This is a genomic window from Ectopseudomonas khazarica (genome assembly GCF_017915135.1).
Lineage (GTDB): Bacteria > Pseudomonadota > Gammaproteobacteria > Pseudomonadales > Pseudomonadaceae > Aquipseudomonas > Aquipseudomonas khazarica.
The window spans coordinates 4,528,890-4,547,277 of the sequence record NZ_CP068551.1; the positions used below are offsets into that span (position 1 = coordinate 4,528,890).

Genomic DNA, 18,388 nt, shown 5'->3' on the forward strand with positions numbered 1-18,388 from the left:
GCTGTTTTCCTGGCATCAGGTAAACTGCCGCATCTTTTACACCTATAACGATTCGCCTGATGCCGACCACTTTCCACGAGATCCCCCGCGAGCGCCCGCTGACGCCCTTGCTGGACAGCGCCAATACGCCGGACGAACTGCGTCGCCTGGCCGAAGCGGACCTGGAAACCCTCGCCGACGAGCTGCGCCAGTACCTGCTCTACAGCGTCGGCCAGAGTGGCGGTCACTTCGGTGCCGGCCTCGGCGTGATCGAACTGACCATCGCCCTGCACTACGTCTTCGATACGCCCGACGACCGCCTGGTGTGGGACGTCGGCCATCAGGCCTATCCGCACAAGATCCTCACTGGTCGCCGTGAGCGCATGGGCACGCTGCGCCAGCGTGACGGCCTGGCCGCCTTCCCGCGTCGCAGCGAGAGCGAGTACGACACCTTCGGCGTCGGCCACTCCAGCACCAGCATCAGCGCCGCCCTCGGCATGGCCATCGCCGCCCGCCTGAAGGGCGAGAAGCGCAAGAGCGTGGCGGTGATCGGCGATGGCGCCCTGACCGCCGGCATGGCCTTCGAAGCGCTCAACCATGCCACCGACGTCGGCGCCAACATGCTGGTGATCCTCAACGACAACGACATGTCGATCTCCAAGAACGTCGGCGGCCTGTCCAACTACCTGGCCAAGATCATCTCCAGCCGCACCTACGCCAGCATGCGCGAAGGCAGCAAGAAGATGCTCTCGCGCCTGCCCGGTGCCTGGGAAATCGCGCGCAAGGTCGAGGAGCACGCCAAGGGCATGCTGGTGCCCGGCACCCTGTTCGAGGAGCTGGGCTGGAACTACGTCGGCCCCATCGACGGCCACGACCTGCCGACCCTGCTGGCCACCCTGCGCAACATGCGCGACCTGGACGGCCCGCAGTTCCTCCACGTGGTGACCAAGAAGGGCAAGGGCTTCGCGCCGGCCGAGGCCGACCCGATCGGCTATCACGCCATCACCAAGCTGGAGCCGGTGACGCCGCCGGCCGCAGCACTCTCCAGCCCGAAGCGGCCGAGCGGCCCGAAGTACTCCAACGTGTTCGGCCAGTGGCTGTGCGACATGGCCGAGGCCGATGAGCGCCTGGTCGGCATTACCCCGGCGATGAAGGAAGGCTCCGACCTGGTGGCCTTCAGCGAGCGTTTCCCCGAGCGCTACTTCGATGTCGCCATCGCCGAACAGCATGCCGTGACCCTGGCGGCCGGCATGGCCTGCGAGGGCGCCAAGCCGGTGGTGGCGATCTACTCCACCTTCCTCCAGCGCGCCTATGACCAGCTGATCCATGACGTGGCCGTGCAACACCTCGACGTGCTGTTCGCCATCGACCGCGCCGGCCTGGTCGGCGAAGACGGCCCGACCCATGCCGGTAGCTTCGACCTGTCGTACCTGCGCTGCATCCCCGGCATGCTGGTGATGACGCCGAGCGACGAGAACGAGATGCGCCGCATGCTCACCACCGGCCACCTGTTCGACGGCCCGGCAGCCGTGCGCTACCCGCGTGGCACCGGCCCCAACGCCCCGCTCGATGCGGGCCTCGAACCGCTGGAAATCGGCAAGGCCGTGGTCCGTCGCCAGGGCAAGCGCGTCGCCCTGCTGGCCTTCGGCGTGCAACTGGCCGAAGCCCTGCGGGTTGGCGAGACGCTGGACGCCAGCGTGGTCGACATGCGCTTCGTCAAACCGCTGGACGAAGCCCTGCTGCGTGAGCTGGCCGACAGCCATGAGCTGCTGGTGACCCTCGAGGAAAACGCCGTGATGGGCGGTGCCGGCAGCGCGGTCAGCGAATTCTTCGCCGCCGAGAACCGCCAGGTGTCGATGCTGCACCTCGGCCTGCCGGACTACTACGTCGAGCATGCCAAGCCCAGCCAGATGCTCGCCGAGTGCGGCCTGGACGATGCCGGCATCGAACGCGCGGTGCGCGAACGCCTGAACCTGCTCTGAGCATGAGCCCCGCTCATCGCCGCATGAGCCGGGCTTGCTTGTCATGCCGCTGCGCGCGCACTAAGGTGCGCGCACTTCATGTTCCGCCAGGGTGCGCTGCGCAAGCGGCGTCAGCAAGCCGTTGAAAAAACGCCAACGCAGGTAGTTTTCAACGGTCTGCTGAACGGGAAGTCGGTGCGCTCTCCATGAGCAATCCCGACGCTGCCCCCGCAACGGTAATCGACTGCAAGCATCACGCTTGTCCCTATCCAACCGCCACTGGGAGCCCCCGGGAAGGCGGATAGGGGTCGAGAGCCCGGAGACCGGCCAAGGCGGATCGACTGGTGTTGCGGAGGGCAGCACGGTCAAGCGCCGCCCACGCGCTGGCTGCTGTCCTCCTCGAAAGTCTGCCGACCTTGAGGAAATCATCATGAGAGCGTCTCGCCTGGCCCTGGCCATTGCCGTCCTGCCTGGCCTGTCACTGGCCAGCGAACCCTACGTGGCCGAGCCCCTGGTCATCACCTCGGGCCGCATGCCCGAACCACAAGCCCAGGCCACGGCGGCCAGCACCGTGTTCGAGCGAGCGGATATCGAGCGTTTGCAGGTCAGCAGCGTTGCAGAGCTGCTGCAGCGCGTTCCCGGTCTTAGCGTCGTCCGCACTGGCGGTACTGGCAGCCAGACGGGCGTGTTTCTGCGCGGCACCAGCACGGCACAAACGCTGGTGCTGGTCGATGGCCAACGCATCGCCGCGGCATCCAGTGGTACCAGCAGCCTGGAATTTCTCGCCCCCGAGCAGATCGAGCGTATCGAGGTCGTGCGTGGCGCCCGTTCGGCACTCTACGGCTCCGATGCCATCGGTGGGGTGATACAGATTTTCACGCGCAAGGGCGATGACCAGGGGCTCGCCCCTTACGTGCGCCTGGCAGCCGGCAGCGACAGTACCTACCAGCGCAGCCTTGGTCTTTCCGGTGGCGATGAGCGCACCCGCTTTCACCTGGGCGCTGCACTGGACGAGACGGCCGGTATCGACGCGACCCGCGACGGTTTCGGCGCCAATGGCGACGACGATGCCTACCGCAACCGCTCACTGAGCCTGAGTCTGTCGCACCGCTTCGATGACAGCCTGCAGATCGGTTTCAACCTGCTCGACCAGCGTGGCCAGGTGGAGTACGACGATGTCTTCAGCGGCTCGCTGCCGACTACCGACTACCTGCTCAGCAGTGCTTCCGGCTTCATCGACGCACAGCTCAGCGATAGCTGGAGCAGTCGCCTGGAGCTGGGCCACAGCGAAGACAAACGCGATAGCGGCAATGATCAACCGGGTGGTTCAGTCAGCCAGTTCAACACATACCGTGACGCCGCCAACTGGCTGAACACGCTGACACTCACCGAGAACCATCAGTTGCTGCTGGGCTTGGACTGGTACGAGGATCGAGCCCAGGGCACCACGGACTTCGTCGAGGATTCGCGCTGGAACCGCGCAGCCTTCATCCAGCATCGTTATAGCGGGGAAAACTTTTCCACCGAGATCGGCTTGCGCCATGACGACAACCAGCAGTTCGGCGACGAAAACACCTGGAATGCGGCACTGACTCTGCCGCTGGGCAACGCCCACGATCTGATTCTGTCGTATAGCGAAGGCTTCCGCGCGCCAACCTTCAATGACCTGTATTACCCGGACTTCTGCTTCGGCAGCATGTGTTTCCCCAGCGCTAACCCCGAGCTCACCCCGGAACGCTCCAGGAGCTACGAACTGCAATGGCGCAGCCGGTACAGCGACACAGGCTCGCTGCAGGCCTCCGTTTACCGAACCGAGATCGAAGATGCCATCGTTCTGGACGAGAACTTCATTCCGCAGAACGTCCAGACTGCCCGGATCAATGGTTTCGAGGCCGCAGTGCAGCAGGAACTGTTCGGCTGGCAAGGCAACCTGGCCCTGGCCCTGATCGACCCGCGCGATCGCGACAGCGGTCATACCCTGCAACGTCGCGCCAAACGCACGCTGACGCTGGATATCGACCGCCGCTTCGGTGACGTGTCGATTGGCGCTGGCTGGCGTGCGCTCAGTGGTCGTTACGACGATGCCGAGAACCAGATCAGGATGAGCGGCTACGGCCTGCTCAGCCTGCGCGCAGCCTGGCAGGCCACCCAGGAACTGGGGCTGAGCCTGAAGCTGGATAACCTGCTGGACCGGGACTACGCAGAAGCCACGTACAGCACGCCCAACGGGCGCTTCGGCTACAACAGTGCCGGACGCACCGCACTGTTCGCCGTAACCTGGACGCCGCAGATCTGATGTCGATGCACTGCTCGCGTAGGGTGGGTTAGCGGCGCCGAACGCCTATCTGGCAAGCGCCGATGAACGGGAGCGCCGCGTAACCCACCAGCGATGGAACGCATGGCAGCGGTGGTGGGTTAGCGCCACATCGAGCGCAACCCACGCCAGCAACATCCACAGGCGGCCAAGCCTGCCTGCGAAAGCACTGCACGTCCCGTGGCACTAACGCGCCCCGGCCATCCGCTCGCACAACTGCTCGATCGCCCCGAGCATCTGCAGACTGGGCCGTTCCAGGCCCTTGTCCGGCACCGTCCATACCTGGCCCTGGCGCACGGCATGCAGCTGCGGCCAGGCCTGCCAGGCGCTCAGTTCGGCATTGCTGCCGCCCAGGATGATGTCCGGATCGCGCGCCAGCACGGCCTCCACGCTGACCTGTGGCGCAGGCTGCGGCAGCTCGGCGAAGAGGTTCCGTGCGCCGCACACCTGCAGCGCATCGCCGATCAACTGTTCGCCACCGATGGTGTACAGCGGCTGATGCCAGATCTGATAGAACACCGCCAGCGGTCGTTCGCGCCGATAGCGCTGACGCAGCGCCGCCAGCCGCTCGCGAAACTCGGCGGCCAGGCGCTCGCCCTGCTCCGCCCGGCCTACTCGCTGGCCAATCTGCACGAAGGCATCACCCAGCAGGTCGAGACGGGCCGGTTCGATCACCAGCAGCGGGATGTCGAAACGCTGCAACTGCGCCTGCTGTGCTGGCGGCACGCTGCCCGGGGCGATCAGGATCAGGTCGGGGGCGAGCTGCAGCAGGCGCTCGAATTCGAGCTGACCATAACGGCCGACCGTCGGCAGATGGGCCACGCCGGCGGGCTGCTGTTCCCCTTCGAGCACACCTACCAGGCGGTCGCCAGCGCCCAGGTCGAGCATGATTTCGCTGAGCGAAGGCGCCAGGCTGATCACCCGCTCGGCAGCCGGCAGTGGTAGCGCCAGCACGCACAGGGTCAGCAGCAGCGCGCGCATCAGCCCAGTTGGCGGGGAATGCGATAGAGACAGTGCAGCACGATGGACGACAGCGCCAGCAGCATCAGGGGAATCGCCTCGAGCCCGGCGAGTACCGCCAGCGCCGCGATCCAGGCGGGCAACGCGGCAGCGAGCAGCGCGCGCAGGCGCACACGATCCAGCTCCAGCCAGGCAGCCGCTTCGTCATCGCTGTCGAGGGCCTTCTCGGTGGCCACCAGGGCGCGCTTGTAGGCGGCGAACAGCGGCAGGCTGACGAACATCGAAGCCAGGCCGGCGACGAACAGCGGCATGGTCAGCACCGTGGTGCTCCCACCGCCGAACAGCAGGTTGAACACGACAAGCGGCGCCAGTGCGACGCCCAGCTGACGCCACCAGGCCAGCGCCAGGCGGCGCTTCACCTGGCCTCGGGTCACAGGCTTTCCTCGGTCTCGCCCTGGTGCTGGTTGCCCAGCATGTGGCCGAGCTTGCCGGCCTTGGTGGCGAGATAACGCTTGTTGTAGGGGTTGTGCGCGATCTGCAGCGGCACACGGTGATCCACGGCGATGCCCATGTCGCCCAGGGCTTTCACCTTGCGCGGGTTGTTGGTCATCAGCTTGAGGCTCTGGATGCCCAGGTGTTCGAGCATCGGCAGGCAGATCGCGTAGTCGCGCTGGTCGGCACCGAAGCCCAGGCGCTCGTTGGCCTCAACGGTATCGGCGCCACCGTCCTGCAGCTCATAGGCGCGAATCTTGTTCAGCAGGCCGATGCCACGGCCTTCCTGACGCAGATAGAGCAGCACGCCACGGCCTTCGTTGGCGATGGCCTGCAATGCCGCCTGCAGCTGAGCCCCGCAGTCGCAGCGCAGGCTGAACAGGGCGTCACCGGTCAGGCATTCGGAATGCAGCCGCCCCAGCACCGGTGCGCCGCCGGCCACTTCGCCGAAGGTCAGGGCGACGTGCTCCTTGCCGGTCGCTTCATCGAGGAAGCCGTGCATGGTGAACACACCGAAGGGGGTGGGCAGTTGGGAGGCGGCGACAAACACGACGGACACCGGATACTCCTAGCAATGAGTACGAAACAGGGCCGGCATTGTATCAGCAGCCCCCGCTGGCAGGTCAGTCAGAATTGCCGATCATCAGTATCGAGAGAAATGATCGACTATCCCGGCGCAGGGCTCAGTGCTTCGACTCCAGCACCAGCATGCCCTGCTCCTCGCGCCAGCCAACCCGCCCGAGGAAGCTCATGCCCAGCAGGGCATCGCTGGGCGCGCTGCCCTCGAGCACCACGGCCTCGACGCCAAGCACCTCGAGATCGCCGACCTTGACCCGGTCGAGCGTCACCCGCCAGCCACGGGTGACGCCGCTGGCGGTGCTGACCTGCAGGGGGCGCCCGGAGACCCGGTAGTCGATTCCCAGGCGCCTGGCATGCGCGTCATTGAGCGCGACGCTGGTGGCACCGGTATCGACCAGGAACTGCATCGTCTGGCCGTTGACCGACCCTGCGACCCAGTAGTGACCGCCAATGCCCTTGGCGATGCTCAGGCGCTTGCGCAGCGGCTCGGCGAACCCGGCGCTGTATTCACGACTGAGCGGATACACGCGTTCGACCCCGTCCACGCGCAGCAGCGCACCCTGCTTGTCGACGTTGACCACCTGGACGCCGCCCGGGCCGGTCTGCCCGACGCGCACCATCTTGCGCTGACCATCGACGTTGAGCACCGCCGCCCCCGGAAACAGGCCGACCACCTGCACCTGCGAAGCAGCCCAGGCAAGGCCCGAGCACGACAGCACGAGGGCGACAAGACAGTGGCGTAGCAGCATGAGCAGTGGTCTCCCGGCTCAGTCGAATGGGTAAGGTTGATGCCAGTGCGTGAAGATCGGCCGCAGCTCGCCACTGGCGATCAGCGCGGCCATGCGCCGGTCATACAGCTCGGCCAGGGCGTGACCACGCGGCGTGTCGGCAAAGCCGAGGAACAACGGCAGGCGGGTCAGCTCGGTCAGGCGATAACGCTCCGGATGGCTGGCAGCCTTGAGCACGTACTCGGCCTCGGGACGCGCATCGATGTAGAAGTCCGCATGCCCGAGGTCGAGCATGCCGAGAATACCGCCACGCCGCTGCACTTCCCGGTAATCGTGCACATTCGGCAGATATTCCTGATATTCGTAGCCACGCACCCAGACCAGCCGGTACTGGCCGAGGCTCTCCAGCGTCGGCACCGGCTTGTCCTCGAGGCTCAGCGCGACGATACGGTCGGTGTCGTAATGGTGCTTGGGGTAGAACACCCTGTCCTCGACCTCATCGCGGTAGGAGCCGACCCAGGCATCCGCCTCGTTGCGTTGCACCAGCCCCACCGAACGGGTGTAGGGCACGCTGTGGATGGCCAGGCTCACGCCCTCCGGCTCGAAGACCTTGCGCATGATGTCCCAGCCCAGGCCCGTACCATCCGCCTCGGTGTACGCCTCCCAGACCTCGCTGGCCAGACGTATCTCGTGCGGCAGATCATCCCGAGCCTGGGCGCAGGTCATGCTGCCCAGCATCAGCAGCAGGCACAGCCATCCGTGTCTAATCCGCATCGCAGCCCCTCAGAAACCCAGCACGGCCCCATACCTGTCCCAGCCCCAGACCAGCCCCTGCATGGCCAGCCAGGCGAACACCCCGGCGATGATGTCGTCGAGCATGATGCCCACACCACCGTGCACGTGGCGGTCGATCCAGCGGATCGGCCAGGGTTTGACGATGTCGAACAGGCGGAACATGAGAAAGCCTAGCAGCAACCAGAGCCAACCCTCGGGCACCAGCCAGAGGGTGATCCACATGCCGACCATTTCGTCCCAGACGATGCCCTCGTGGTCATGCACACGCAGGTCGTCGGCGACCTTGCCGCACAGCCAGAAGCCGAACAGCATGGTCACCCCGAGCATCAGCCAGTAGCCCCAGTCGGGCAGCATCTGCCACAGCGGCACGAACGGCAGCGCCACCAGCGAGCCCCAGGTTCCGGGCGCCTTGGGCAGGGTTCCGGAGCCGAAGCCGAAGGCGATGAAATGCCAGGGATTGCGCCATACCGAGGGCGGCACGTATTCGGCGGGAACCTGGTTGGGGTGATCGGTCACGCGCACTCCGTCCTGTCAGAAATGTTGGTAGCCGCCGCGTGGCGACTCGATGGGCTGGCCGTTCGCATCCAGCAACTGCACGCCACTGCCCGCCAGCACGCGGCCGATGGCCCGTACCTCGGGCCAGTCTGCCTGCAGCTCGTCGAACAAGGCTGGCGGTAGGGTAAAGGCCAGGCGGTAGTCGTCGCCACCACTGAGCGCGCAGACCCGCGCCTGCTGCTCGCCGGCGAAAGCACGCAGCGGCGCCGACAATGGCAGCCGCTCCAGCTCGATCTGCAAGGCGACCTGCGACGCGCTGGCGATGTGTCCGCAATCGGCGAGCAAGCCATCGGAGATATCCAGCGCCGCCGTGGCACGCCCGCGCAGCGCCTGACCGAGGGCCAGCTGCGGCTGCGGTGACCAGTAGCGGGCCAGCAACGCTGCGCCACTGTCGTCCTCCGCCTCGCGCTGCCCGAGCACCAGCGGCAAGGCACCGGCGGCATCGCCCAGTTCACCGCCCACGCAGAGCAGGTCGCCGACCTGTGCGCCACTGCGCAGCAGCGCCTGCCCGGCCGGCACACGACCGAACACGGTCAGTGTCAGGCTCAGCGGGCCGCGCGTGGTGTCGCCACCGACCAGCGCCAGCGCGCAGTCCTGCGCCATGGCCTGCAGGCCACGGGCGAAGTCGGCCAGCCAGGCATCGCTGGCATCCGGCAGGGTGATGGCGAGGGTGAACGCCAGTGGCGTAGCGCCCATGGCGGCCAGGTCACTGGCAGACACGGCCAGCGCGCGCTGGCCGAGCAGGAAGGCATCGCAGGCCTCGGGGAAGTGCACCCCGGCAACCAGCGTGTCGGTGGAGATCGCCAGCTGTTCGCCAGCAGGCACGCTCAGCAGCGCGCAGTCATCACCGATGCCGCGCACCACGCCATCACCCTGTCGGGCACACAGGGCGCTGGCGAAGTAGCGGCGGATCAGCTCGAACTCACCCACAGTGCATTCCCCATGGGCGCGCCCGAGCCACTGCCAGCGTCATGATCAGCGCTTGTTGGCGTTGACTTCGGCGGCACGCAGCTTGGGTGCGAGCTTGTCGAGGATGCCGTTGACGAACTTGTGCCCGTCGGTGGCACCGAACACCTTGGCCAGCTCGATCCCCTCGTTGATCACCACCTTGTAGGGGACGTCAACGCGGTTCTTCAGCTCGTAGGTGGACAGCCGCAGGATGGCCAGTTCGACCGGATCGATCTCTTCCAGCGGGCGGTCGAGCAGCGGCGTGAAGGCCTCGTCCAGTTCGGTCTTCTGCCGCGGCACGCCGTGCAGGATCTCGTGGAAGTAGGCGCCATCGACCTTGCTGAAGTCGTTGTCGACGCGAAACTGCGCTTCGATCTCGTTCAGCGGCTGCCCGGCGATATGCCAGGAGTACAGGGCCTGCATGGCCAGGGTACGAGCCTCGCGACGCGCGAGGATCTTGCCGCTCGGACCCTTCTTGGCCGGCTGGCCGTTAGCGGAATTGCTCACTTGGCCTCCAACTGCGCCAGCAGGCTGACCATTTCCAGGGCAGACAGCGCAGCTTCGGCACCCTTGTTACCCGCTTTGGTGCCGGAACGTTCGATGGCTTGTTCGATGGAGTCGACGGTCAGCACGCCAAAGGCGACCGGCACGCCGTATTCCATGGAAACCTGGGCCAGACCCTTGGTGCACTCGCCGGCAACGTATTCGAAGTGCGGAGTACCGCCACGGATCACCGCGCCAAGGGCGATGATGGCCGCGTACTCGCCACGCTGGGCGACCTTCTGGGTGACCAGCGGGATCTCGAAGGCACCCGGTGCGCGGATGATGGTGATGTCGCTCTCGCTCACGCCGTGGCGGACCAGGGCATCGATGGCGCCGCTAACCAGGCTCTCGACGACGAAGCTGTTGAAACGGCCTACCACCAGGGCGTATTTGCCCTTGGGGGCGATGAAGGTACCTTCGATGGTCTTCAGGGTCATGACAGGTCTCACATGGGTTAAAGAGCCGGAGCGTCGTGCGCTCCGAAAACGAATTCGTTGATCAGCGTAGCCCGGATGCCATCCGGAGCCAGTGTGCCGATGTCCCCGGATTGCATCCGGGCTACCAGTCTTAGCTCCCCTTTCCATTCATGGGAGAGGGGCTGTGGGAGAGGGCATGCGGTGCAGCCCTCTCCCGCCCTGCGGGCACCCTCCCCCAGAGGGAGAGGGTCATCGGATGCGGCTCTGTCGAGCCGCTTCTTATTTAGCCGGCAGGTATTCTACAACCTCGAGATCGAAGCCGGATATCGCGTTGAACTTCATCGGTGAGCTCATCAGGCGCATCTTGCGCACGCCGAGATCACGCAGGATCTGCGAACCGGCACCGACGGTGCTGTAGGTCGCCGGATTGGCAGGCTGCTGGCGACTGATCAGCGCCAGCAGTTCCGGCCCGGTCATCGGGTTGCCCAGCAGCAGCACCACACCGCTACCAGCCTTGGCGACCTCGGCCATGGCCGCACGCATGCTCCAGCGCCCCGGCTGATTGACCATGAACAGGTCACGCAGCGGGTCCATGTTGTGCACCCGCACCAGGGTCGGTTCCTCGGCACAGATGGTGCCCAGGGTCAGCGCCATGTGCGCCGTGTTCTCCACGCCATCGCGGTAGGTCACCAGGTTGAACTGGCCCAGCTCGGTGTCCAGCGGTTGCTCGCTGATGCGCTCGACGGTGCGCTCGTGGATCAGGCGATAGTGGATCAGGTCGGCGATGGTGCCGATCTTGAGAGCGTGCTCCTCGGCGAACTTCTCCAGTTCCGGACGACGCGCCATGGTGCCGTCTTCGTTCATGATCTCGCAGATCACGCCGCTCGGTTCGAACCCGCCCATGCGCGCCAGGTCGCAGGCCGCCTCGGTGTGGCCGGCACGCGCCAGCACCCCACCGGGCTGCGCCATCAGCGGGAAGATGTGACCGGGGCTGACGATGTCCTCGGCCACGGCGCTGCGGGCCACCGCGGCCTGCACGGTACGAGCGCGGTCGGCTGCGGAGATGCCGGTGGTCACGCCTTCGGCGGCCTCGATGGAGACGGTGAACTTGGTGCCGAAACCGGAACCGTTGCGCGGTGCCATCAGCGGCAGGTTGAGCAACTCGCAGCGCTCGCGGGTCATCGGCATGCAGATCAGGCCACGGGCGAAGCGGGCCATGAAGTTGATGTGCTCGGCCGTGACGCACTCGGAGGCGATGATGATGTCGCCTTCGTTCTCGCGGTCCTCGTCATCCATGAGGATGACCATCTTGCCGGCGCGGATGTCTTCGATCAGTTCTTCAGCGGTATTCAGGGCCATGATGGCGCATCTCACTTGTTCAGGTAGCCGTGTTCGGCGAGAAAGCTTTCGGTCAGGCCCGAGGCCTTGGGTTCGGCGGCCTTGTCGCCGAGCAGCAGGCGCTCCAGGTAACGCGCCAGCAGGTCCACCTCGAGGTTGACCTTACGCCCGGCCTGGTAGTCGACCATGATGGTCTCGGCCAGGGTATGCGGGACGATGGTCAGCTCGAACTCGGCGCCGTCGACCGCGTTGACGGTCAGGCTGGTGCCGTCGACGGTGATCGAGCCCTTGTGCGCGATGTACTTGGCCAGCTCGCGCGGCGCGCGCACCTTGAACTGCACGGCGCGGGCGTTATCGGCGCGGGCGACGATCTCGCCGACACCGTCGACATGACCGCTGACCAGATGCCCGCCAAGGCGGCTGGTAGGCGTCAGCGCCTTTTCCAGGTTGACGGCGCTGCCGGGCTTCAGGTCGACGAAGGCGGTACGCGCCAGGGTCTCGCGGCTGACGTCGGCCCAGAAGCCGTCGCCAGGGAGTTCCACGGCGGTCAGACAGACGCCGTTGACGGCGATGCTGTCGCCGAGCTTGACGTCGCCGAGGTCGAGCTTGCCGGTGGCCACGTAAACGCGCACGTCGCCGCCCTTGGGCGTCATGGCGCGGATGCTGCCGATGGCTTCGATTATGCCGGTGAACATGCGCCCTCCGGTTTCACGTTGAAGGTGGTGCTGAACAGCATGGACGAACTCCTGTTTTGGTCAAAAACAGGGCAATGCCGATCGATAGGGATTTCGCGGACACGCACGAGGCGCCCGTGGAGGGAATCCCGCTCTCTCTTTATCCGGACTATACCGTCGGCCCCGGAATCGCACCGGGTCTGCTGGACCTCGCACGGCAGGTGCCGTGGCGAGCGCTCGCGGGCTAGGTTCTGCGAACCATTACCGCCGGTGGGGAATTGCGCCCCGCCCTGAGAACGTTGCGGCCAAGCGAATGGCCGCGTGGCGTTTTACCATAACGAAGCCGCTGCCGGCTACAGAGCGCCCGCTCGTGGACGCCCACGTGCTGCCCAGGCAGGCCCCGCACAGGCGCCGAGCGCGCATTCCAGCCAGGCGTGGAACGGGCTCGCCGCCTAAGGCTGGCGCTCGGGAACGGCCGTGACTTGCCAGTCGTCGCCCACCGCACGGATATCCAGGATCTTCAACTGCGGCGCCTCGGCCATGCGGTTGAGCGGCAGTTCGAGCAGCGGGCGCGCGCTGGAGCCCAGCAGTTTGGGGGCCATGAAGATGCGGTACTCATCCACCAGCCCGGCCCGCGCGAAGGCGCCGGCGAGACGCGGCCCGGCCTCGACCAGGACCTCGTTGACACCGCGCGCCGCCAGCTCCAGCAACAGCTTGCGCAGGTCGACATGACCATTGCTGCCGGGCACGGCCAGCAGCTCATGCCCTTCGGCGAGATAACGATCGCGCGCGGTGGCGGCGGCGCAGGTCGCCACCAGCGCCGGGCCGACCTGGAAGAATGCCTTGCTCAGCGGCACCCGCAGACGCCCGTCGACCAGCACGCGCAGCGGCGGACGACGCTGCGCCAGCGCCGTCAGCTCCGCGCCCAGGCCCAGTTCGTCGGCGCGTACGGTCAGCCGCGCGTCATCGGCCAGCAGCGTATCGGCGCCGCTCAGCACCACGCTGGCCTGCGCGCGCAGGCGCTGCACCTCGGCGCGCGCCGACGGTCCGGTGATCCACTGGCTCTCGCCACTGGCCATGGCCGTGCGCCCGTCCAGACTCATCGCCAGCTTGACCCGAACGAACGGCAAGCCCTGCTCCATGCGTTTGATGAAGCCGGCATTCAGCGCCCGCGCCTCGCTCTCCAGCACACCGCAACTGACCGCGATACCCGCCTCGGCCAGACGCCGCAGACCGTTGCCTGCCACTTGCGGGTTGGGGTCCTGCATGGCCGCCACGACCCGGCCGACGCCAGCGGCGATCAGCCCGTCGGCGCAGGGCGGCGTGCGCCCATGGTGGCTGCAGGGTTCCAGCGTGACGTAGGCCGTGGCACCGCGCGCCTTGTCGCCGGCCTGGCGCAACGCGTGCACCTCGGCGTGAGGCTCGCCGGCACGGGCATGCCAGCCCTCGCCGACGATCCGCCCGTCCTGCACGATGACACAGCCGACCCGTGGGTTGGGATGAGTGGAGTAAAGCCCCTTGCGCGCCAGCTTCAGTGCCCGCGCCATGAACAGATGATCGCGCTCGCTCATCAGCTTTTCGACGGCTCACGAGCCAGGCGCTCGATTTCTTCGCGGAACTCGTTGAGGTCCTGGAAGCGTCGATAGACCGACGCGAAGCGGATGTAGGCCACCTCGTCGAGCTTGCTCAGCTCGCTCATCACCAGCTCGCCGAGCACCAGCGACTTCACTTCACGCTCGCCGGTGGCACGCAGTTGCTGCTTGATACGGGCGATGGCCTCTTCCAGCCGCTCGACGCTGACCGGACGCTTCTCCAGCGCACGCTGCATGCCGGCACGCAGCTTTTCCTCGTCGAACGGCTGCCGGCTGCCGTCCTGCTTGATCAGGCGCGGCATCACCAGTTCGGCGGTTTCGAAGGTGGTAAAGCGCTCACCGCAGGCCACGCATTCGCGACGGCGGCGAACCTGGTCGCCCTCGGCGACCAGACGGGAATCGATGACCTTGGTGTCGTTGGCATCACAGAACGGACAGTGCATGGCAGGCGCGGGCTGATGGCGGCAAAGGCGCCATGGTAGCGCATAGAGGCAGCAAGACAAATTAAGCTATAGGGGCGCCCGTACGAGATATCGAGGATGTGATGACCCGCTACCGCAACCCCTTAGTTCTGGCCCTGAGCGGCCTGCTGGTCGCTTGCGCCAGCGAGCATCCGGCAGTGCCGGTCCCCGCCCCCGAGACGGACGCGCCTCCCGCCAGCGTCGCCACGCCAACACCCGGCCTGCGCGGGCAACTGCTGGGCGTCGCTCAGGGTGCCGATGTGGAGCTGGCGCTGCTGGCCATCGACCTCAGCGGGCGGCCGAGCGCACTGCTCGGGCAGACGCACCTGCGGGGCGACGGCCAGGCGCTGCCGTTCCACCTGCCGCTGAACGTCGTGCCGCCCAGCCAGACGCAGCGCGTGGAACTGCGTGGCCGCGTCAGCCAGGCCGGGCGCCTGGTGCAGCGCCTGCCGGCACGCGCCATCACCCACCTGCACGACCAGGACCTCGGCCCCCTGCACCTGGTACCGGCACCATGAACGCCCCACAGGCTTTGCAACAGGCCCTCGGCGAACTGCTCGGCGACGCCCGCCTGGTCGCCAAAACGCTGCCCGGCAGCGAGATCGCCCTGTGGCTGATCGATGCCAGCAACATGGACCGAGCCTTCAACGCCGAAGAGACCCGGCGCATCCTCGAGGAACCGCCCTACTGGTGCTTCTGCTGGGCCAGCGGCCTGGTGCTGGCGCGCTGGCTGGCCGAACGTCCCGAGTGGGTGCGCGGCAAGCGCGTGCTGGACTTTGGCGCCGGCTCAGGCGTCGCCGCCATCGCGGCGGCCAAGGCCGGGGCTGCGGAGGTGGTGGCCTGCGACCTCGACTCGCTGGCGCTGGCCGCCTGCCGCGCCAACGCCGCGCTCAACGGGGTGACGCTCAGCTACTCGGCGGACTTCTTCGCCGAAGCGGATCGCTTCGACCTGATCCTGGTCGCCGACGTACTCTACGACCGCGCCAACCTGCCACTGCTCGATCATTTCCTCAATCGCGGGCGCCAGGCCCTGGTGGCCGATTCACGGGTCAAGGACTTCCAGCACCCGCTCTATCGACGCCTGGCGCTGCTCGATGGCTGTACCTGGCCGGATCTGGCCGAGCCCGCCGAGTTCCGTGAGGTCAGCCTGTACCACGCGACCCGCCCCTTGTAACCGGGCCTCACCGCCCGCATTAATAGAGCATTGCCTGCCCTTGCGAGACCGAACATGAGCGACTCCCCTTACATCTTCGACATTTCCGGCGCTGCCAGCTTCGAGCAACTGGTCATCGAGAACTCCTTCCACAAACCGGTGCTGGTGGACTTCTGGGCCGAGTGGTGCGCGCCCTGCAAGGCGCTGATGCCGATGCTGGCGAAGATCACCGAGGAATATGCCGGCGAGTTGCTGCTGGCCAAGGTCAACTGCGATATCGAGCAGGACATCGTCATGCGCTTCGGTATCCGCAGCCTGCCGACCGTGGTGCTGTTCAAGGACGGCCAGCCGGTGGACGGCTTCGCCGGTGCCCAGCCGGAAGCGGCGATTCGGGAAATGCTCAAGCCGCACGTGGCCGAGCCGGCGCCCGCCGCCGCCGACCCCATGGAGGCCGCCCAGGCGCTGTTCAGCGAGGGCCGTTTCGCCGAGGCCGAGGCCCTGCTCAAGCAGGTGCTGACCGAGGACAACGAGCATGCTGCCGCCCTGATTCTCTACGCCCGTTGCCTGGCCGAACGCGGTGAGCTGGGTGAAGCCGAAGCCGTGCTCAACGCCGTGAAAGGCGACGAGCACAAGCAGGCTCTGGCTGGCGCCAAGGCCCAGCTGACCTTCCTGCGCCAGGCTGCCGACCTGCCGGAAGTGGCCACCCTGAAGAGCCGCCTGGCACAGAACGCGGAGGATGACGAAGCGGTGTACCAGCTGGCGGTGCAGCAACTGGCCCGCCAGCAGTACGAGGCCGCGCTGGACGCCCTGCTCAGGCTGTTCGTGCGCAACCGCAGCTACCAGGACGGCCTGCCGCACAAGACCCTGCTACAGGTGTTCGACCTGCTCGGCGGCGACCATCCGCTGGTCACCGCCTACCGCCGCAAGCTGTACCAGGCGATCTACTGAGAGCAGCTGCAAGCGGCAAGTCTCAAGCTGCAAGCGGAATCAGGAGCCATACGTCTTCCTACAGCTTGTAGCTTACCGCTGCTCTTGCCAGTGATAGATCGGCGCATCCGCACCGGTCTCCATGCGAATCTGCTCGCAGTGGCGCAGGCGTACCAGCAAGCGCTTGCCCGCGGCCTCGCCCCCTGCCAGCGCCGCCAACTGTGCCAGCAACCTCGGTCCTTCGACCTGCCCGGCATCGCGCACCAGTTGCAATGCGGTCTGCCACAGGGCGTCCGCCGCTTCGACCGGGGCGGCTGACGGCCCCTCAGCGGCGACGGGCGCGACGGCGACACGCTGCGCCAGCTGCGCCCAGTCCTCGGCATCCAGCTCCAGCGTCAGGTCCACTGGCCAATCCCCGATCCGCCCACGGATACGCACCATACTCACCCTCCCATTCGAAGCCGCCATGCTCCCATGACGACGACAGGCTGGCCAGCCGAGCAATAAAGTTGTTATAACGTAACAAATTTATTGCCCTCACGCCGGAGACTCCCATGCGCCACCTGTTGCTCGCCCTGCCCTTCGCTCTGCTGCCCCTGGTCGCCGCCCAGGCCCACGAGCATGACCATGACCATGACGAACACGCCCATGACAGCCTGGGCGCCCATGAACATGGTGTCGCCAGCCTGAACGTGGCACTGGACGGCAACCTGCTGGAGCTGCAGCTGGAAAGCCCGGCCATGAACCTGGTCGGTTTCGAGCATGCCGCCAAGAGCGAGGCCGACAAAGCCAAGGTCGCGGCAACGAGGCGTGAGCTGGAACAGCCCATCGGCCTGTTCGCCCTGGCCAGCGGTGACTGCAAGACCCGCGAGGTGGAGCTGGAAAGCCCGTTGTTCGGCGACGCGGACCACGAGCACGAGCACGAGCACGAGCACGAGCACGAGCACGAGCATCATGAGCATGAAGGCGAGCACAGCGATATCCAGGCCTTCTATCGCTTCGAATGCGCCAACAGCGCCAAATTGCAGCAACTGGATCTCAGCGAACTGTTCAAGCGTTTCCCCGCGACCGAGAAGATTCAGGTACAACTGATCGGCCCGAACGGCCAGCAAGGGATGCAACTGACACCGGCACAACCGCGCCTGAGTTTCTGACGCCACGTCCCGTTGCAGGAGCGAGCCCTGTTCGCCGCGCCGTTGCCATTGGCCCGTTCGAGCGCACGGCTCGCTCCTCGCTGAGCGCATTTTCCCGACACGCAGCAGACCATGACCCAACCTCTGATCGAACTCGCCAACCTCGGCTTCGCCTGGCCCGGACAGGCGCAGTTGCTGGACATCCCCAACTTCACCCTGGCGCGCGGTGAAACCCTGTTCCTCAAAGGCCCGAGCGGCAGCGGCAAGACCACGCTGCTCGGCCTGCTCGGCGGCGTGCAGCGCGCCCAGAGCGGCCACATCCGCCTGCTGGGACAGGACCTCGCACAGCTCTCCGCCGCCGCGCGCGACCGTTTCCGCGTCGACCACACCGGCTACATCTTCCAGCAGTTCAACCTGCTGCCGTTTCTTTCGGTACGCGAAAATGTCGAGCTGCCCTGCCGCTTCTCGCGCCAGCGCGCCGAACGCGCGCAACAGCGCCACGGCAGCATCGATGCGGCCGCCACGGCACTGCTCGAACACCTGGGCCTGCGCGCCGAGCTGCTCGAGCGTCGTGCTGACGAGCTGTCGATCGGCCAGCAGCAACGCGTCGCGGCGGCCCGTGCCCTGATCGGCCAGCCGGAACTGGTCATCGCCGATGAACCCACTTCGGCCCTGGACTTCGACGCCCGCGAAGCCTTTCTCCAGCTGCTGTTCGCCGAATGCCGCGCCGCAGGCGCCAGCCTGCTGTTCGTCAGCCATGACCAGAGCCTGGCCGCGCTGTTCGACCGCAATGTCTCGCTGAGCGAGCTGAACCGCGCCGCCAAGCCCGTCGAGGTCTGA

21 protein-coding genes and 2 riboswitches are annotated in these 18,388 nt (G+C 66.5%); of the genes, 7 read left to right on the forward strand and 14 right to left on the reverse strand.

Annotated features, from left to right (window positions below; translation table 11 throughout):
• Window positions 1–59 precede the first annotated feature (59 nt).
• Entirely contained in the window at window positions 60–1,961 is a 1,902-nt protein-coding gene (dxs, locus tag JLK41_RS21320; protein ID WP_037055825.1) for a 1-deoxy-D-xylulose-5-phosphate synthase, read from the forward strand.
• A 122-nt stretch (window positions 1,962–2,083) separates the two neighbouring features.
• Window positions 2,084–2,286, forward strand: a riboswitch (cobalamin riboswitch).
• Window positions 2,287–2,370: 84 nt separating this feature from the next.
• Entirely contained in the window at window positions 2,371–4,236 is a 1,866-nt protein-coding gene (locus JLK41_RS21325; RefSeq protein ID WP_210389777.1) for a TonB-dependent receptor domain-containing protein, read from the forward strand.
• Between the two features lie 204 nt (window positions 4,237–4,440).
• Here JLK41_RS21325 and JLK41_RS21330 read toward each other — a convergent pair whose 3' ends face one another.
• The 13 genes from JLK41_RS21330 to nrdR form a co-directional block, all read right to left on the reverse strand.
• Window positions 4,441–5,235, reverse strand: a complete 795-nt coding sequence (locus tag JLK41_RS21330) for a cobalamin-binding protein (RefSeq protein ID WP_134675793.1) — start codon at window positions 5,233–5,235, stop codon at window positions 4,441–4,443.
• Window positions 5,235–5,648, reverse strand: coding sequence for an MFS transporter (locus tag JLK41_RS21335; RefSeq protein WP_152489688.1), 414 nt, complete (start codon window positions 5,646–5,648; stop codon window positions 5,235–5,237). Before JLK41_RS21335 ends, JLK41_RS21330 begins: the two co-directional genes overlap by 1 nt.
• Window positions 5,645–6,265 carry a GTP cyclohydrolase II gene (ribA, locus tag JLK41_RS21340; RefSeq protein ID WP_210389778.1) on the reverse strand — a complete coding sequence of 207 codons (621 nt, stop codon included), beginning with the start codon at window positions 6,263–6,265 and terminating at the stop codon, window positions 5,645–5,647. Before ribA ends, JLK41_RS21335 begins: the two co-directional genes overlap by 4 nt.
• 124 nt (window positions 6,266–6,389) lie before the next feature.
• Window positions 6,390–7,034: a retropepsin-like aspartic protease family protein gene (locus JLK41_RS21345; protein ID WP_179554963.1), complete on the reverse strand. Its 645-nt coding sequence runs from the start codon at window positions 7,032–7,034 to the stop codon at window positions 6,390–6,392.
• An 18-nt stretch (window positions 7,035–7,052) separates the two neighbouring features.
• On the reverse strand, window positions 7,053–7,787 hold the full coding sequence (locus JLK41_RS21350; protein ID WP_037055809.1) for a substrate-binding periplasmic protein: 735 nt from the start codon (window positions 7,785–7,787) through the stop codon (window positions 7,053–7,055).
• Between the two features lie 9 nt (window positions 7,788–7,796).
• Complete coding sequence (locus JLK41_RS21355) at window positions 7,797–8,324, reverse strand: phosphatidylglycerophosphatase A family protein (RefSeq protein ID WP_037055806.1); 528 nt, start codon at window positions 8,322–8,324, stop codon at window positions 7,797–7,799.
• 15 nt (window positions 8,325–8,339) lie between these two features.
• Entirely contained in the window at window positions 8,340–9,293 is a 954-nt protein-coding gene (thiL, locus tag JLK41_RS21360) for a thiamine-phosphate kinase (RefSeq protein ID WP_037055804.1), read from the reverse strand.
• 45 nt (window positions 9,294–9,338) lie between these two features.
• Complete coding sequence (nusB, locus tag JLK41_RS21365) at window positions 9,339–9,818, reverse strand: transcription antitermination factor NusB (protein ID WP_037055802.1); 480 nt, start codon at window positions 9,816–9,818, stop codon at window positions 9,339–9,341.
• On the reverse strand, window positions 9,815–10,291 hold the full coding sequence (gene ribH / locus JLK41_RS21370; protein WP_012019761.1) for a 6,7-dimethyl-8-ribityllumazine synthase: 477 nt from the start codon (window positions 10,289–10,291) through the stop codon (window positions 9,815–9,817). The genes nusB and ribH overlap by 4 nt, the downstream gene beginning before the upstream one ends.
• 258 nt (window positions 10,292–10,549) lie before the next feature.
• Complete coding sequence (gene ribBA, locus JLK41_RS21375; RefSeq protein WP_134675796.1) at window positions 10,550–11,629, reverse strand: bifunctional 3,4-dihydroxy-2-butanone-4-phosphate synthase/GTP cyclohydrolase II; 1,080 nt, start codon at window positions 11,627–11,629, stop codon at window positions 10,550–10,552.
• A gap of 11 nt (window positions 11,630–11,640) precedes the next feature.
• Window positions 11,641–12,303: a riboflavin synthase gene (locus JLK41_RS21380; RefSeq protein ID WP_037055799.1), complete on the reverse strand. Its 663-nt coding sequence runs from the start codon at window positions 12,301–12,303 to the stop codon at window positions 11,641–11,643.
• Between the two features lie 126 nt (window positions 12,304–12,429).
• A riboswitch (FMN riboswitch) is annotated at window positions 12,430–12,584 on the reverse strand.
• 150 nt (window positions 12,585–12,734) lie between these two features.
• Window positions 12,735–13,853 (reverse strand): bifunctional diaminohydroxyphosphoribosylaminopyrimidine deaminase/5-amino-6-(5-phosphoribosylamino)uracil reductase RibD, encoded by a 1,119-nt coding sequence (gene ribD / locus JLK41_RS21385; protein WP_150606701.1) that lies wholly within the window; start codon window positions 13,851–13,853, stop codon window positions 12,735–12,737.
• On the reverse strand, window positions 13,853–14,317 hold the full coding sequence (gene nrdR / locus JLK41_RS21390; protein WP_037055795.1) for a transcriptional regulator NrdR: 465 nt from the start codon (window positions 14,315–14,317) through the stop codon (window positions 13,853–13,855). The genes ribD and nrdR overlap by 1 nt, the downstream gene beginning before the upstream one ends.
• A 101-nt stretch (window positions 14,318–14,418) precedes the next feature.
• On the opposite strand from nrdR, the gene JLK41_RS21395 reads away from it, so the two are divergent.
• From JLK41_RS21395 to trxA, 3 genes are read left to right on the forward strand one after another with little or no spacing between them, the layout of a single operon-like run.
• Window positions 14,419–14,853: a hypothetical protein gene (locus tag JLK41_RS21395; protein ID WP_210389779.1), complete on the forward strand. Its 435-nt coding sequence runs from the start codon at window positions 14,419–14,421 to the stop codon at window positions 14,851–14,853.
• Window positions 14,850–15,509, forward strand: a complete 660-nt coding sequence (locus JLK41_RS21400; protein WP_210389780.1) for a class I SAM-dependent methyltransferase — start codon at window positions 14,850–14,852, stop codon at window positions 15,507–15,509. The genes JLK41_RS21395 and JLK41_RS21400 overlap by 4 nt, the downstream gene beginning before the upstream one ends.
• A gap of 54 nt (window positions 15,510–15,563) precedes the next feature.
• Window positions 15,564–16,436 (forward strand): thioredoxin, encoded by an 873-nt coding sequence (gene trxA / locus JLK41_RS21405; RefSeq protein WP_047584874.1) that lies wholly within the window; start codon window positions 15,564–15,566, stop codon window positions 16,434–16,436.
• Between the two features lie 72 nt (window positions 16,437–16,508).
• On the opposite strand, the gene JLK41_RS21410 is transcribed toward trxA, so the two are convergent.
• Window positions 16,509–16,856, reverse strand: a complete 348-nt coding sequence (locus tag JLK41_RS21410; RefSeq protein WP_047584876.1) for a hypothetical protein — start codon at window positions 16,854–16,856, stop codon at window positions 16,509–16,511.
• Between the two features lie 113 nt (window positions 16,857–16,969).
• Here JLK41_RS21410 and JLK41_RS21415 point away from each other — a divergent pair, with 113 nt between their 5' ends.
• Both JLK41_RS21415 and JLK41_RS21420 read left to right on the forward strand, forming a co-directional pair.
• The gene (locus tag JLK41_RS21415) at window positions 16,970–17,569 is read left to right on the forward strand and encodes a DUF2796 domain-containing protein (RefSeq protein ID WP_210389781.1); all 600 of its coding nucleotides are present in this window, start codon (window positions 16,970–16,972) and stop codon (window positions 17,567–17,569) included.
• A gap of 111 nt (window positions 17,570–17,680) precedes the next feature.
• Entirely contained in the window at window positions 17,681–18,388 is a 708-nt protein-coding gene (locus JLK41_RS21420) for an ABC transporter ATP-binding protein (RefSeq protein ID WP_210389782.1), read from the forward strand.